Genomic DNA, 14,652 nt, shown 5'->3' on the forward strand with positions numbered 1-14,652 from the left:
TCACGGACGCACGCTACCTGATACGGGCAGACAGGCGACGCGGAGGCGGACCATGGGCGCGGCTTCTCTCGGGCGGGGACGCCCCCGGACGGCGTCGGCCCTGAGGCTGGCCCTGCTCCTCGCCGCAGGCCCGGCGATGGCCGGTGAGCCGGCCCAGCTCGGCCCGCGGCCGTTCTACCTCGTCGACAGCATGAAGCCGGGTCCCTTGAAGGAACGCCTGCTGGCCTGCGGCGCGGACAGGGCCTACACCGCCCGCACCTTCTCGATCGCCCACCGTGGCGCGCCGCTGCAGTTTCCCGAGCACACCCGGGAGGGCATCCTGGCGGCCGCCCGCATGGGCGCCGGCGTGATCGAGTGCGACGTCGCCTTCACGCGCGATCGGCAGCTCGTCTGCCGGCATGCCCAGTGCGACCTCCATGCCACCACGGACATCCTCGCCCGCCCGGACCTGGCGGCCAAGTGCAGCCAGGACTTCCAGCCCGCCGACCCGGCCACCGGGCGAAAGGCCTCGGCCCGCTGCTGCACCAGCGACCTGACCCTGGCCGAGTTCGAGAGCCTCAATGGCAAGATGGACGCGAGCGACCCGCGGGCCACGACCCGGGAGGCCTACGCGAACGCGACCCCGCGCTGGCGCACCGATCTCTACGCCACCACCGGCACGCTGATGACCCATGACGCGTACATCGCGCTGGTGAAATCCCTGGGGCGCCGGTTCACGCCGGAGCTGAAGGCGCCCGAGGTGCCGATGCCCTTCGAGGGTTACGGCCAGGACCAGTACGCCCAGGCGATGATCGACGCCTACAAGCGGGTGGGCATTCCGGCCTCGGACGTGCGGCCGCAGAGCTTCCAGCTCCGGGACATCCTGTACTGGCTGAAGGCGGAGCCCGAATTCGGACGGCAGGCTCTCTGGCTCGACAACCGCGACGAGACCGATCCGGGCTTCGACCCCGAGACGCCGGAGAGCTGGAAACCCGGCATGACGGAATTGGCGGCGCTGGGCCTGCGCACCCTGGCGCCGCCGCTCTGGATGCTGGTCCGGGTCGGGCCGAACGGGACGATCGAGCCTTCGGCCTATGCGCGCGCGGCGCGGGCCGCCGGACTCGACCTGATCACCTGGTCGCTGGAGCGCTCGGGGCCGCTGAAGGACGGGGGAGGATATTACTACAAATCGATCCGCCCGGTGATCGACCGGGACGGCGACACCTTCACCCTCCTCGACGTGCTCCACCGCGACGTCGGCGTGAAGGGGGTGTTCTCGGATTGGCCGGCGACGACGACGTTCTACGCGAACTGCCTCGGTCTCGAGTGAGGGACGCGGCTCCCGCGACGGGAGCCGCGCGAACGCTCATCCGGCGATGTACTGGGCGCCGTTGATGGTCAGGGTCGAACCGGTGATGAAGCCCGAATCTTCGGCGGCGAGGTATTCCACCGCGCGGGCGATCTCCTCCGCCTCGCCGAGGCGGCCCACCGGGATCGTCGAGATGATCTTGTTGCGCACGTCCTCCGGCACCGCCATCACCATGTCGGTGGCGATGTAGCCGGGCGCGATCACGTTGACGGTGATGCCCTTCGAGGCGCTCTCCTGGGCCAAGGCCTTGGCGAAGCCGATCACGCCGGCCTTGGCGGCCGAGTAGTTGGCCTGGCCGATCTGGCCCTTCTGGCCATTGATCGACGAGATCAGGATGATGCGGCCGAAGCCCCGGTTGCGCATGCCCTCGATGACCGGCCGGGTGACCGTGAAGGCGGAATCGAGGTTGGTCTTGATGACCGCCTGCCACTTCTCGAAGGTCATCTTGTGGAACAGGCCGTCGCGGGTGATGCCGGCATTGTTGACCAGGATGTCGACCGGACCGACCTCGGATTCGACGGCCTTGATGCCGGCCTCGCAGGCGGCGTAGTCGCCGACGTCGAACTTGAAGACCGGGATGCCGGTCTCTTCCTTGAAGGCGTTGGCGGCCTCGTCGTTGCCACCATAATTGGCCGCGACCTTGTAGCCCTTGGCCTTCAGCCCCTTCGAGATGGCGGCGCCGATGCCGCGGGTGCCGCCGGTGACGAGTGCGACGCGTTCCTGAGCCATGGTTTCCTCCGAAATCCGGTTTCTTGTGATTTTGGTCGGCCGGTCGCGCTTGAGCGGAGCGCCCGCGCATCACGCGACCGATCTAGATCTGCGGCGACGTCAGGACTTCATCCCGCGCCGCCCGGGACGCGGCTCAGACGCGCTCGACGCAGAGGGCGACGCCCATGCCGCCGCCGATGCAGAGCGTTGCGAGGCCGCGCTTGGCGTCCCGGCGCTTCAACTCGTGCAGCAGGGTGACGAGGACGCGGGCACCGGAGGCGCCGATCGGGTGGCCGATGGCGATGGCGCCGCCATTGACGTTCACCTTGTCGGTGTCCCAGCCCATGTCCTTGTTCACGGCGAGCGCCTGGGCGGCGAAGGCCTCGTTGGCCTCGATCAGATCGAGGTCGGACGGCTTCCAGCCTGCCTTGTCGAGGGCCTTGCGCGAGGCCGGGATCGGGCCGGTGCCCATCACCTTGGGGTCGACGCCGGCCGTGGCCCAGGAGACGATCCGGGCGAGGGGCTTGATGCCCCGGCGCTCGGCTTCGGAGGCCGACATCAGCACGATGGCGGCGGCGCCGTCGTTCAGGCCGGAGGCGTTGGCGGCGGTCACGGTCCCGTCCTTGGTGAAGGCCGGCTTGAGCTTGGCCATCGCCTCCACGGTGGCGCCGTCACGGATGTACTCGTCGGTGTCGACGATCACGTCGCCCTTGCGGCCCGGCACGGTGACGGGGACGATCTCCTCCTTGAAGCGGCCTTCCCGGCGGGCGGCTTCGGCCTTGTTCTGCGAGGCGGTGGCGAACTGGTCCTGCTGCTCACGGGTGAGCTGGAAGGCCTGGGCCACGTTCTCGGCCGTCTGACCCATGTGGTAGCCGTTGAAGGCGTCCCAGAGCCCGTCCTTGATCATGGTGTCGACGAGCTTGACGTCACCCATCTTCTGGCCGCCGCGCAGGTACTGCGCGTGGGGGGAGAGGGACATCGATTCCTGGCCGCCGGCCACGATGACGGTGGCGTCGCCGTTGGCGATCTGCTGCATGCCGATGGCGACGGTGCGCAGGCCCGAGCCGCAGACCTGGTTGACGCCCCAGGCCGTGGCCTTCTCGGGAATGCCGGCCTTGATCGCAGCCTGGCGGGCGGGGTTCTGGCCGGCGCCGGCGGTGAGCACCTGGCCGAAGATCACCTCGTCCACGTCGTCGGCGGGGACGCCGGCGCGCTCGAGGGCCGCCTTGATCGCCACGGCGCCGAGGTCGTGCGCGGGGACGGTGTTGAACACGCCGCCGAACGAGCCGACCGCGGTGCGTGCCGCGCCGACGATGACGATGTCTTCTGCTGCCATGGTGACGTTCTCCTCATACCGGCCGGCGCTCCCTTGACGCTCGGATGTCGATCGAGCGTGGGCGCCTTTGTGCCGTTCCCTCGGATGAAAGCCGTCGACCCTGCGAAGTCAAGGCACCCGAGGGTTGTTTGAGGCTCCTCCCGTGACAGGAAACGCTCCCTTGCGTGGTATTCCGCGGGATGGGCGCTAAATTGCTGTTTTCGTCGGCACGCGAACGTCTTAAGGTGCACTTGTGCGCCGCGGGATCGGGCAGTGGTCCTCAGCGCCATCGAAGAAGATTGCGCGGCGATGAACGCGTCGGGAGAGGCCCCCAGAAATGGCGGATAACGGTAAGTCCACCCACACCGTCATCAAGAAATACGCCAATCGGCGCCTCTATCACACCGGGACGTCGACCTACGTCACCCTCGAGGACTTGGCGACGATGGTGCAGAACGGCGAGGATTTTCTCGTCTACGATGCGCGCTCGGGCGACGACATCACCCGGTCGGTTCTGACGCAGATCATCTTCGAGCAGGAGAACAAGGCCGGCGAGGACAACCTGCTGCCGGTGGCTTTCCTGCGCCAGCTGATCCGCTTCTACGGCGACAGCATGCGCACCATGGTCCCGAGCTTCCTGGAATTCTCGATGGCCAACTTCGCCCGGGACCAGGAGGGCCTGCGCGAGAAGATGACCCAGAGCTTCGCGCCTACCGTGTTCCAGAGCGCGATGGAGGAGCAGGTTCGGGCCAACATGAGCTTCTTCGGCGATGCGATGAAGATGTTCACCACCTTCGGCACCGGGCCGCTCTCCGGCATGGGCACGCATCCCTCCTCGGCGGGCAAGTCCGGCGCCGTCGTTCCCGCGCCTGCGCAGCATGCCTCCGGCGGAAGCGACCTCGACGATCTCAAGCGCCAGATGGCCGAGATGCAGTCCCGTCTCGAGGATCTGGCCAAGAAGTAGGCCAGGGAATCGGCGGAGGGCGTCGGCGGACGCCGCTCGGCACCCCGAGCCGGTAACCTTGCTGCGAGACCGGCGCCAGAGCAAAGGTTGACGAACCGTTAACGCGGGCCAATTCTCCTCCCACGGGCCATGCGGGCGCGGGGAGTGACGGCTATGGGGCATGCCGAGACGGAGCGGGAAGGCCCGGCAGGCGCATCGCCCGGATCGGCCTCCGCCGCGCGTCGCGACCTCGTGGTCGTCTCCGGCGCCGAGGCATCCGGATACCGGCCGATCCCGGCCCGTCCCCTTTCCGGCTTCCTCGCCCAGCTCATCGTCTGCACCGAGCCGACCCTGCGGCCCTCCCGCATCGAGCGCACGCGCTCGGCCGCCGCGCGCTACGCCGAGGCTGCGCGCCGCGCCTGACGGCGACCGACATCGGCCACTGCAGGGTGCCGCAGCGGATCACGCCACGAAAAAAGCCGGGCCCTTGCGGGGCCTCGGCTCGTGCATCCCAGGTATCCGGTGCCTTCCGGGGCGACCATACGGCGCCCCCGCGACGCTCAGGCCTCGGTCGACTTCACCTTCAGGACCTGGCGGCCCCGGTACATGCCGGTCTTCAGGTCGATGTGGTGGGGACGGCGCAGCTCGCCCGAATCCTTGTCGGTGACGTAGGTCGGGGCCTTGAGGGCGTCGGCGGAGCGGCGCATGCCGCGACGCGAGGGAGAGGTCTTTCGCTTCGGAACGGCCATCGGAAGAGTCCTGTTTACGGCAAAAAAGGCACCGTGGGCGCGACTTCCAGGGGAAGGCCGCCTCGGTACCGTGGTCAAACGGAGATTCGCTGGCGGCTCTATAACGCCGCGCGCGGGTTCTGGCTAGAGTGCTCCGGATGCGCGGTCCCGGGCTTCGCCCGGACGGCTCGTCCGACCGCGAGCCTCAGCCGCCGCGCCCTTCCCTCCCGAATCCTGCCCATCGGCGGATCCCCCGTCGTTTTCGGAGTTGATGGCCGAGGCGGTTCCGGCTTCGCCGGCGCAGCGACGATATCCCGATACCTCACGACCTCCGCAAGGGCTTCGGAAGCCTGGGCGACACCTGCGACCGCGATCTGGTCCAGCGGGGCGGTGACGCGAAGCCCCTCGGTCTGTTCCGATTCGCCCACTCGGCGCCTGAGACGCGCGTCGCGGCGCACGACACGGATGCCGGCGCTTACGGCGCAGCGAAGGACCTCGAACTCTACGAAGGTCTCCAGGGAGCGTGACTGGATCCCTGTTCCGAGGGCGATCGGTCTGCTCCGAGGGCGATCGGTCTGCTCCGAGGTCGATCGGTCTGCGCGCGGATTCGCACCACTGCGCCGGCCTGCTCGGACGAACCTAATTCCCTGGCGCCGCCGAAGAGGGATGCGCAATACCCGTCCCGGGACCGGCCAATCGATCCGGACGGCCCCGTGGCCGGTCTTGGGGTTTTCGCGCCCGCTGCACAGGATCTCACCGATCTCGACCGGATGGCAGGGAACGTACTGTCGGCCTGGATCTGGATGCCGGCCGCTTTCCGGGGAAACGAGGTGCGGCCCGCCATCGGCCCTCTGGCGCCGCTCCTGGTGCGATCCCGACCTGACGATCCGCGACGCGTGGCAGCGCGTGTGGATCTCTGAACTGATCCCGGCGCGCTTGAAGACCATGATGATTGGCCTCGTGGCGGTGGATGGACAGGATGAGGGCGTGCATTCGGCGGCGTGGCGCTTCGCGGAGAGCCCGGCGCCGACGCCGAGTTCTCCGCCGCGGATGCCCTGACGACGTTTGGAACGGCGCGAAGACTTTAATCTCTGGTTCAAGTTGAGACTTCTATTCAGCGGATCGGCCCGCTGCCGCATCGCGCGGACGGCGACGCTTTTCGGGAGACGTCCATGTCCTCATCCCTGCTGCGTACCCTCGCCGTTCTGACCTGCTTCGCCGCCGCCCCCGCCCTGGCCCAGGCACCGAGCCCCGCCACCCCCAGTCCGACAACCGCACCGAAGACGGTGGCGCCGACCGCGCCCGCGGCCCCGAAGGCGCCGACGGTCGAGCCAGCGGCGAAGACGGCCCTGATCGACATCAACAGCGCCAGTGCCGCCGAACTCGATGCCCTGCCGGGCATCGGCGCCGCTCGTGCCGCCGCGATCATCAAGGGGCGTCCCTATCGCGGCAAGGACGAGCTCCTGTCCAAGAAGATCATCCCGCAGAACGCCTATGACGGTATCAAGGACAAGATTATTGCCAAGCAGAAATAGTTTTGGCGAAATAGAAACAGGGCCGACCAAGCAGACGTGAGGCCTGAGGCGGCGCGGGGGCATCCCTCGCGCCGCGTGCTCCACAATCCTTGCAGGGGAGCGGGCCGGGTGATAGGCGCCCGGGATCACGCGCGAAACGCCGTTCGTGGCCCGTCGTCGATCCCAGCGCGAAAACGCCCCCCCATGCCGTCGCATCCTGCCATCCGCCTGCATCGCGGTGACCTGCCCGCCGATTACGTCGCCGGTCCGGCCATCGCCATCGACACCGAGACCCTTGGGCTCAATCCCCATCGCGACCGGCTCTGCGTCGTGCAGATCTCGCGCGGCGACGGCAGCGCCGACGTGATCCAGATCGTCCCCGGTGGTCCGGCCCCGGAGACGCTCGTGCGCGTGCTGGCCGATCCGGCCACCCTGAAGATCTTCCACTTCGCGCGCTTCGATCTCGCGGTGTTGTTCCACGGCCTCGGCGTCATGCCGGCGCCGGTCTACTGCACCAAGGTCGCCTCGAAGCTGGCGCGTACCTACACCGACCGGCACGGCCTGAAGGACGTGGTCCGCGAACTCGTGGGCGTCGACCTCTCCAAGCAGCAGCAATCCTCCGACTGGGGCGCCGACACCCTGAGTCAGGCTCAGGTCGATTACGCCGCCTCCGACGTGCTCTATCTCCACGCCGCGCGGGCGCGCCTCGACGCGATGCTGGAGCGGGAAGGCCGCACGGACCTCGCCCGAAACTGTTTCGACTTCCTGCCGACCCGCGCCCGGCTCGATCTGGCGGGCTGGGCGGAGACCGACATCTTCGCGCATGCGTGAGGACGGGCGGGGGCCGCATGGACCGCCGTGCGCCGTCGCACATCCCCGATCCCGCCCCTGCGCCATTCCGCCTTTCGCGGACGCGGAGGCTTGATGCTTTCTCAAGCTTCCGGCCATAACTTCGCCATTGCCCCCGGGCATCCGGCGGTCGACCCAGCCGTGGCGCGCCCTTCGCGAGCGTCGACGCTGCCGGGGTACGATGTTGGAAAGATCATGCACGTGGGCGCAGCGATCGAGACGGGGCAGACGAGCGGCGGCCGCGTCGATGTGCGCCGGACCCGTGCCCATGCGCGGGCGCGCAACCACAGCAGCCACGTGCGCGCCCTGCGCCGCCTCATCCCCCTCGCCGCCGGAACCGCCGTGCTGGCGCTCGCGGTCGTCACCCTGTTCAACCCGTTCGGAGCCGGCCTTCCCGACGTGTCGATGGGCCAGGTCAGCCTGTCGGGCAGCAAGGTGAAGATGGAGAACCCGCGCCTCTCCGGCTTTCGCAAGGGCGACCGGGGCTACGAGGTCACCGCCACCGCCGCCTTCCAGGACGTGCGCAAGCCGAGCGTGATCGAGTTGCAGGCGATGAAGGGCCAGCTCAACACCGACGACAAGGGCGGCCTTGTCCATCTCGAAGCCGCCTCCGGCGTGTTCGATTCGTCCCGGGAGGCCATGACCCTCGAGCGCGACATCCGCCTCTGGACCGACAAGGGCGAGGAGGTTCGTCTGAAGACGGCCGCCGTCGACTTCAAGGCCGGCAGCGTGCGCTCGAGCGAGACCGTCACGGTCTCGATGCCCAGCGGCACCATCGTGGCCGACACCCTCGAGGTGATCGACAGCGGCCATGTGATCTCCTTCGTCGGCAACGTCCACACGGTCCTGCACGGGCAGGAGCGGACCGGACAGGATCCGCAGGACAAGTCCGAAGCGACGGAGGGCAAGGCCCAGGCCGACCCGGCTCAGGTCGCCGGGCTGACCGACAAGCCGCCCCGCATCCGGACCACGGCGGCCGAACCCGATGACGGGGAGCGCCGCCGGTGACGCGGTCCGCGGGCAAGGACATCGCTTCCCACCGACACTTGGCGCCCCTCGCGCTCGTTCTGGCGGTCCTGATGGCGGCCGGACCCGCCACGGCGCAAATCGCGCCCGCGGCCCCGCGCAAGGAAAAGGCCGCCTCGCCCATGGGCAATCTCGGCGGGGGCGGCAAGGAGCCCATCAAGATCGACGCCGACCGGCTCGACGTGTTCGACCGCGAGAACAAGGCGATCTTCGCCGGCAACGTCGTCGCCGTGCAGGGCGACAGCACCATCCGCTGCTCCAGCATGACGGTGCGCTACAAGCGCGGCAAGGACAAGAAGGAGCCGGCAGCGGCGGGTGCCGAGCCTCCGAGCCAAGCCGAGCGTGCCGCCGGCTTGAACGAGAACGGAATCCAGCGCGTGGAATGCGCCGGCCCCGTCACCGTGGTGCAGAAGGACCAGATCGCCACCGGCGACAACGCCGTGTTCGATCAGGAGGCCAAGCGCATCGTGGTCACCGGCAACGTCATCCTGAGCCAGTGCCAGAACGTCACCCGGGGCTCGCGCCTCGTCTACGACATGAACACCGGCCGGGCGAACATGGACCCGGTGGCGGGTGGGCGTGTCTCCGCCCTTCTGGTGCCGCAGAAGGACGACGGGGCCAAGGGCAAGGGCTGCTCGCAGGCGCCCATCGCCGGGCGCCCGGCCAAGCCCACAGCCGATAAGCCCACCGAGGCCTCCGCCGAAAAGCCGGCCGGCAAGACCCGGGCCCAGACGAATTGAGTGCCGCATCGCCGGCGCCCGCCCTGGCGGAGCGCTCCTCCGACCGCGCCGGCGCGCTGCCGGCGCCCTCCCTGATCCGACGGCTGTTCGGCGGCCGCGCCCGCCGCCGTGCGGCCGAGGCGGCCGCCATCGTCGAGGAGGGCGGCGGGCCGGGCATTCTCTGCGTGCGCGGCCTGCGCAAGAGCTACGGTGCCCGCACCGTGGTGCACGAGGCCGGCCTCACCGTGCGCAACGGCGAGGCGGTCGGACTCCTCGGTCCCAACGGCGCGGGCAAGACCACGATCTTCTACATGATCACGGGTCTCGTCACCGCCGACCGCGGCACGATCACCCTCGACGGCCTGCCGATCACCCAGTTGCCGATGTATCAGCGTGCCCGCCTCGGCATCGGCTACCTGCCGCAGGAGGCCTCGATCTTCCGCGGCCTCACCGTGGAGGACAACATCCGCGCGGTGCTCGAGGTGGCCGAGCCGGATCGGAAGGAGCGCGCCCGCAAGCTCGAATCGCTGCTCGAGGAATTCGATATCGCCCGGCTGCGCAAGTCGCCTTCCATCGCCCTGTCGGGCGGCGAGCGCCGGCGCTGCGAGATTGCCCGGGCTCTGGCCTCCTCGCCGAGCTTCATGCTCCTCGACGAGCCCTTCGCGGGCATCGACCCCATCGCGGTCGGCGACATCCAGGATCTGGTGAAGCACCTGAAGCAGCGCGGCATCGGCGTGCTCATCACCGACCATAACGTGCGTGAGACCCTCGGCCTGATCGACCGCGCCTACATCGCCCATTCGGGCCGCATCCTCACCGAGGGCACGCCCGAGGAGATCGTGGCCAATCCAGAGGCGCGCCGACTCTATCTCGGCGAGGATTTTCGCCTCTAGGCTCCGAGTCTCCGCCTTCCTCGCAGCATGCGAGCCCTGCACCCGTCTCCGTTCCCCCAGATTTTTTTGCCGGCTTCCGCGGCCGCGCTCCGTCTGCAGCTTTGGTGCGGTGCGGGAATTTCCCTTGATTGCAGAAGCTTTTGTTAGGGCACGCGATGCGAAGCTCGGGCCGGGGAGGGGCGCTCACACCCGTGCTGCTTTCATGGCCTGCCCAATTTGGATGCAAACAGGGGCCTGCACACTTTGACGTGCGATCGGGTTGGCGCTAGACCTGGAAGCAGACAACAGGAAGCAAGATTTGTGCCGAAGCGCGGCTCACGGCGACGTGCGCCGCGGATCTGAGGTGCGACTCACCCGGGGCGACAACCATGAGTCTGCTGCAACGGCTGGAAATGCGCCAGGGGCAAGCCCTGGTGATGACGCCTCAGCTTCTCCAGGCCATCAAGCTGCTCCAGCTCTCCCAGCTGGACCTCGCCGCCTACGTCGACGCAGAGCTCGAGCGCAACCCGCTTCTGGAGCGCGCCGAGGGGGAGAGCGAGAGCGAGCGCCCCGCCGCCGAGACGCCATCCGAATCCTCGGTGGACCGGGACGTCGACGGCGAGGGCGGCGACTTCGACGGGGGCGAAGAGCCTTGGATCGCCACCACGCTGACGGCGAGCGGCGCCGACATGGAGAGCGCCCTCGACACCCGCCTCGACAACGTCTTCTCGGACGAGAACCCCACGCATGCCCGGGAGGCCGCCTCCGGCGACATGCTCTCGCTGACGCCGGCACCCTACGGCAACACCGGCGGCAGCTTCGACGGCGAGGCCCCCGACTTCGAGGCGAGCCTGACCGCCGAGATCTCCCTGCGCGAGCATCTCGGTGCCCAACTCGATCTCGCCACCCGCGATCCGATGGACCGCCTGATCGGCGGCTTCCTCATCGATGCCGTCGATGATGCCGGCTACCTGCGCGAATCCATCGATGATGTGGCCGAGCGCCTCGGCGCCTCCCTCGACCGGGTCGCCCGGGTGCTGAAGCTGGTCCAGAGCTTCGAGCCGGCCGGGATCGCCGCCCGCGACCTCGCCGAGTGCCTCGCCCTGCAACTGCGCGACCGCGACCGCTTCGACCCGGCCATGCAGGCCCTGGTCTCGCGCCTCGACCTCGTGGCCAAGCGCGACTTCACGGCCCTCCGCCGGCTCTGCGGCGTCGACGACGAGGATCTCGTCGACATGCTGGCCGAACTGCGCCGGCTCGACCCGAAGCCCGGCCGCGCCTTCGGGGCGCGCGCCGTCGAGGTGCTGATCCCCGACGTGTTCGTGCGCGCCGCGCCCGACGGGTCCTGGCTGGTAGAACTCAACGCCGAGGCCCTGCCGCGCGTGCTGGTCAACCAGAGCTACTACGCCCGCGTTTCGCGCGGCGCGGTGGCGGACGGCGACAAGGCCTTCCTTTCGGAATGCCTGCAGACCGCCAACTGGCTCACCCGCAGCCTGGAGCAGCGCGCCCGCACCATCCTCAAGGTCGCCTCCGAGATCGTGCGCCAACAGGACGCCTTCTTCCTGCACGGCGTCGCGCACCTGCGCCCGCTCAACCTGAAGACCGTTGCCGAGGCGATCGGCATGCACGAATCCACCGTCTCGCGGGTCACCTCCAACAAGTCGATCGGCACCAGTCGCGGCACGCTCGAGATGAAGTACTTCTTCACCGCCGCGATCCCGGGCGCCGCCGGCACGGCCTCGCACTCCTCCGAGGCCGTGCGCCACCGCATCAAGCAACTCGTCGACGCCGAGGCGCCGAGCGACGTGCTCTCGGACGACGCCCTTGTGCAGCGCCTGCGCGACGAGGGCATCGACATCGCCCGCCGCACCGTCGCCAAGTACCGGGAATCCCTGCGGATCCCCTCCTCGATCGAGCGCCGCCGGGAGCATTTCGCCTATGCGGGGCGGTGATGCGCATCGCCAGGGCGTTCTCCGCGACGGTTGACGCGGAGAGTCGTCGAGGCTTGCTCCGGCCGACCCGTACCTGAGCATGGACGCGCCAGGCTCCGCCACGACGACGGCGAGGCGCTCTTCGGTCGCGCCTGACGGATCGGAGGCCGGGACAAGGTCCGGGCACTGCCTCGCGTTGACTTCTCCGAGAGAGGCTCCTTAACTCGGGTTTCGCCTCACCCAGGGCGTGTCCACAACCAAAAGCGGAGGAATCATGGGGTCATTGCGCGTGACGGGCCACGGCCTGGACCTTGGCGAAGCCCTGCGGGGCCGGGTCGAGGAGCGAATGGCTGCCACCCTCTCGAAATATCTCGACAGCCACATGAGCGGGACCTGCTCCGGCCACGTCACCCTGCGCCGGGATGGGACGGCCTACCGCACCGATTGCGTGCTCCACCTCGTCTCCGGCCTGACCCTGGAAGCCTCCGGCGCGGCCCACGACGCCCATGCGAGCTTCGAGCAGACGGCGGACCGCCTGGAAAAGCGCCTCCGTCGCTACAAGCACAAGTTGAAGGATCACGGCGCGGCCGGCCATGACGGCGCGACCGTGCAGGCGGCCTACGCGGTGTTCGCCGCCCCGAGCGAGGCGGACGCCATCGACCTCGACGAGGACGAAGCGGACGAGGAGGCGGCGCATCCTCCCGTGGTGGCCGAGAGCACCAAGACCCTGAAGCGCCACTCGGTCAGCGAGGCGGTCACCGCCCTCGATCTCACGGGGGCACCGGTCATCGTGTTCGTTCACGCTGGCACCGGGCGCATCAACGTCGTATACCGCCGCTCTGACGGGGCTATCGGCTGGGTCGATCCGGCCGACGCGGCCTCGTAGGCGCGGGTCGGGAACAGAGCCTGAACCCGCTCGATTGAGTTCAAGGGCCGCTCGGGCGGCCCGACCTTTCATGGAGTGGCAGCCGGTTCGGCGGCCGCCGACGGGGCGACGGTCCTTCATGCCAGTGCTGGAATTCCTCTCTCCGGATTCCGTGGTGCCGTCCCTGCGCGTCCGCGCCAAGAAGTCGATGCTGCAGGAGCTCAGCGCTCACGCGGTGCGTCAGCTTCCGGCACTGGACGAGCGCGAGGTGTTCGAGACCCTGCTGCAGCGCGAGCGCCTGGGCTCCACCGGCATCGGTGACGGCGTCGCCATCCCGCACGGCAAGCTGCCCGGCCTCGACCGTCTGTTCGGGCTCGTCGCCCGGCTGGAGAAGCCGGTCGATTTCGATGCCCTCGACGGCCAGCCCGTCGACATCGCCTTCCTGCTCCTGGCCCCCGAGGGCGCCGGCGCCGATCACCTGAAGGCCCTGGCTCAGGTCGCCCGCATCCTGCGCGAGCCCGGCATCCTCGAGCGCATCCGCGCTGCCCGCGATGCCAGTGCCCTCTACGCGCTGCTCACCCACACCTCGGCCTCGCAGGCCGCATGATCATGCGCGTCCTGTCCTGCGTGCCCGTCGCGGCCGCCCTCCTGCTCGTCGCCGCGCCCGCCCTGGCGCAACAGCGCGGCGCCACCGATATGGCCTGTGCCCGCGATGTCCTGGTGGCGAATTCGATGCAGCGCCAGGCCATCGACCAGCTCGAACAGGCCGGCAGCGAGGCGGCCGATCAGTGCCGCGTCTGGCGCAGGCACGTGGAAACCATGCGCCGGGTGGCGAGCGTCTACGGCCGCTGCCTCTCGGGTGCCGAGCGCACGGACCGACTCAATCAGGTCCAGACTTCCGAGAGGGAGTTTTCCGGGATGATCCGGAGCCAGTGCAAGGGGCTCTGAGCAACGGTCTCTGAAGCAAGGGTCTCCGGGACGACGCTCGGCCAGGGCTTCCGGTCTATTCCTGCCCGCGCAGCAGCAGCGGTTCGGCGACCATCTTGATCGGCTTGCCGCGTCCGATGAGGATCGCGGCCCGCGAGCGCTCGGGATCGGTCTCGAAACGGGTCCGGACCCAGGCCACGAGGAACTTCAGGTATTCGGAGGCGAGCAGCTTGGCCGAGGACGGGTGGTGCCACCAGCCGTCGGGGTCGAAGCCTTCCGCGATCACCGGATGGGGTACGACGCGGTCGCCACCCATGAGGGCGTGGTCGAGTTCCACCATCGTGCGGGGCATGTGGTAATTCGAGGTGACCACCGTCACCGTGCTGAAGCGGTGCTGGCGCATCCAGCGCCGGGTCTCGATGGCGTTGCCGATGGTGTTGCGGGCCCGGTAGTCGAGATCGACGCAACAATCGATCCAGTGTCGCTGGTTCGGGTTGAGGCGAGCGATCTCGTCGCGGCTGGTACGCTCGTTGACGCCGGTGATCAGGAGGCGACGGCCGTAGCCGTTGGCCAGGAGGTCGATGGCGTCGCCAATGCGCTGGGCGCCGCCGGTGAGCGCCACGATGCCGTCGGCGCGGCCCTGGGGCACGCGCTCGTCCCGCTCCAGGCAGGCGACGAAGGTGAGGAAGCCGCAGAACAGGGCGACCGCGCCGGCGGCGGCGAGGCCGAGGGTGGCCCGCGCGGTCGGGCTCAGCCCGGTCCGGGCCGCGGGCTGGGATCCGGCAGGAGCCGGGGAACGCCGTACCGCTGCGGGTACGCACGATGCGGCGTCGGTCCAGGCCCATCCGAAAGCCTCGGAGGGCCTCATGGTGCCGCTGGCTGACATCCGCCTCGTCATTCCTCCAGA

16 protein-coding genes are annotated in these 14,652 nt (G+C 69.0%); 12 read left to right on the forward strand and 4 right to left on the reverse strand.

What is annotated here, in order from left to right; genetic code table 11:
- Positions 1 to 52 precede the first annotated feature (52 nt).
- Positions 53 to 1,309: a glycerophosphodiester phosphodiesterase family protein gene (locus tag ACLBWX_RS17125; RefSeq protein ID WP_447678211.1), complete on the forward strand. Its 1,257-nt coding sequence runs from the start codon at positions 53 to 55 to the stop codon at positions 1,307 to 1,309.
- 36 nt (positions 1,310 to 1,345) lie between these two features.
- On the opposite strand, the gene phbB is transcribed toward ACLBWX_RS17125, so the two are convergent.
- A complete protein-coding gene (gene phbB, locus ACLBWX_RS17130) occupies positions 1,346 to 2,077 on the reverse strand; it encodes an acetoacetyl-CoA reductase (protein ID WP_447678212.1) in 732 nt (243 codons plus the stop codon).
- Positions 2,078 to 2,210: 133 nt separating this feature from the next.
- Positions 2,211 to 3,392 (reverse strand): acetyl-CoA C-acetyltransferase, encoded by a 1,182-nt coding sequence (locus tag ACLBWX_RS17135; protein WP_447678213.1) that lies wholly within the window; start codon positions 3,390 to 3,392, stop codon positions 2,211 to 2,213.
- Between the two features lie 316 nt (positions 3,393 to 3,708).
- Here ACLBWX_RS17135 and phaR point away from each other — a divergent pair, with 316 nt between their 5' ends.
- Both phaR and ACLBWX_RS17145 read left to right on the forward strand, forming a co-directional pair.
- On the forward strand, positions 3,709 to 4,335 hold the full coding sequence (phaR, locus tag ACLBWX_RS17140; RefSeq protein ID WP_447678214.1) for a polyhydroxyalkanoate synthesis repressor PhaR: 627 nt from the start codon (positions 3,709 to 3,711) through the stop codon (positions 4,333 to 4,335).
- A 153-nt stretch (positions 4,336 to 4,488) separates the two neighbouring features.
- Positions 4,489 to 4,737, forward strand: a complete 249-nt coding sequence (locus tag ACLBWX_RS17145) for a hypothetical protein (protein ID WP_447678215.1) — start codon at positions 4,489 to 4,491, stop codon at positions 4,735 to 4,737.
- Between the two features lie 137 nt (positions 4,738 to 4,874).
- Here the strand turns inward: ACLBWX_RS17145 and rpmF are convergent, their stop codons facing one another.
- Entirely contained in the window at positions 4,875 to 5,063 is a 189-nt protein-coding gene (rpmF, locus tag ACLBWX_RS17150) for a 50S ribosomal protein L32 (RefSeq protein WP_055946842.1), read from the reverse strand.
- Between the two features lie 1,151 nt (positions 5,064 to 6,214).
- Between rpmF and ACLBWX_RS17155 the strand changes: the two genes are divergently transcribed.
- The 9 genes from ACLBWX_RS17155 (at position 6,215) to ACLBWX_RS17195 (ending at position 13,766) form a co-directional block, all read left to right on the forward strand.
- A complete protein-coding gene (locus tag ACLBWX_RS17155) occupies positions 6,215 to 6,577 on the forward strand; it encodes a helix-hairpin-helix domain-containing protein (RefSeq protein ID WP_447678216.1) in 363 nt (120 codons plus the stop codon).
- 183 nt (positions 6,578 to 6,760) lie between these two features.
- On the forward strand, positions 6,761 to 7,387 hold the full coding sequence (locus ACLBWX_RS17160; protein ID WP_447678217.1) for a ribonuclease D: 627 nt from the start codon (positions 6,761 to 6,763) through the stop codon (positions 7,385 to 7,387).
- Positions 7,388 to 7,600: 213 nt separating this feature from the next.
- Complete coding sequence (locus ACLBWX_RS17165; protein WP_447678218.1) at positions 7,601 to 8,413, forward strand: lipopolysaccharide-assembly, LptC-related protein; 813 nt, start codon at positions 7,601 to 7,603, stop codon at positions 8,411 to 8,413.
- A 71-nt stretch (positions 8,414 to 8,484) separates the two neighbouring features.
- Positions 8,485 to 9,171 carry an LptA/OstA family protein gene (locus tag ACLBWX_RS17170; protein WP_447678239.1) on the forward strand — a complete coding sequence of 229 codons (687 nt, stop codon included), beginning with the start codon at positions 8,485 to 8,487 and terminating at the stop codon, positions 9,169 to 9,171.
- Positions 9,172 to 9,254: 83 nt separating this feature from the next.
- A complete protein-coding gene (gene lptB, locus ACLBWX_RS17175) occupies positions 9,255 to 10,043 on the forward strand; it encodes an LPS export ABC transporter ATP-binding protein (RefSeq protein ID WP_243214809.1) in 789 nt (262 codons plus the stop codon).
- A gap of 368 nt (positions 10,044 to 10,411) precedes the next feature.
- Positions 10,412 to 11,974 carry an RNA polymerase factor sigma-54 gene (rpoN, locus tag ACLBWX_RS17180; protein WP_447678219.1) on the forward strand — a complete coding sequence of 521 codons (1,563 nt, stop codon included), beginning with the start codon at positions 10,412 to 10,414 and terminating at the stop codon, positions 11,972 to 11,974.
- A 253-nt stretch (positions 11,975 to 12,227) separates the two neighbouring features.
- On the forward strand, positions 12,228 to 12,839 hold the full coding sequence (hpf, locus tag ACLBWX_RS17185; protein WP_447678220.1) for a ribosome hibernation-promoting factor, HPF/YfiA family: 612 nt from the start codon (positions 12,228 to 12,230) through the stop codon (positions 12,837 to 12,839).
- 118 nt (positions 12,840 to 12,957) lie between these two features.
- Positions 12,958 to 13,425, forward strand: coding sequence for a PTS IIA-like nitrogen regulatory protein PtsN (gene ptsN, locus ACLBWX_RS17190; protein WP_056476546.1), 468 nt, complete (start codon positions 12,958 to 12,960; stop codon positions 13,423 to 13,425).
- A complete protein-coding gene (locus tag ACLBWX_RS17195) occupies positions 13,422 to 13,766 on the forward strand; it encodes a hypothetical protein (RefSeq protein WP_447678221.1) in 345 nt (114 codons plus the stop codon). The genes ptsN and ACLBWX_RS17195 overlap by 4 nt, the downstream gene beginning before the upstream one ends.
- 55 nt (positions 13,767 to 13,821) lie before the next feature.
- Here ACLBWX_RS17195 and ACLBWX_RS17200 read toward each other — a convergent pair whose 3' ends face one another.
- The gene (locus ACLBWX_RS17200) at positions 13,822 to 14,631 is read right to left on the reverse strand and encodes a YdcF family protein (protein ID WP_447678222.1); all 810 of its coding nucleotides are present in this window, start codon (positions 14,629 to 14,631) and stop codon (positions 13,822 to 13,824) included.
- Positions 14,632 to 14,652 lie beyond the last annotated feature (21 nt).

It is taken from the genome of Methylobacterium sp. M6A4_1b (genome assembly GCF_053345175.1).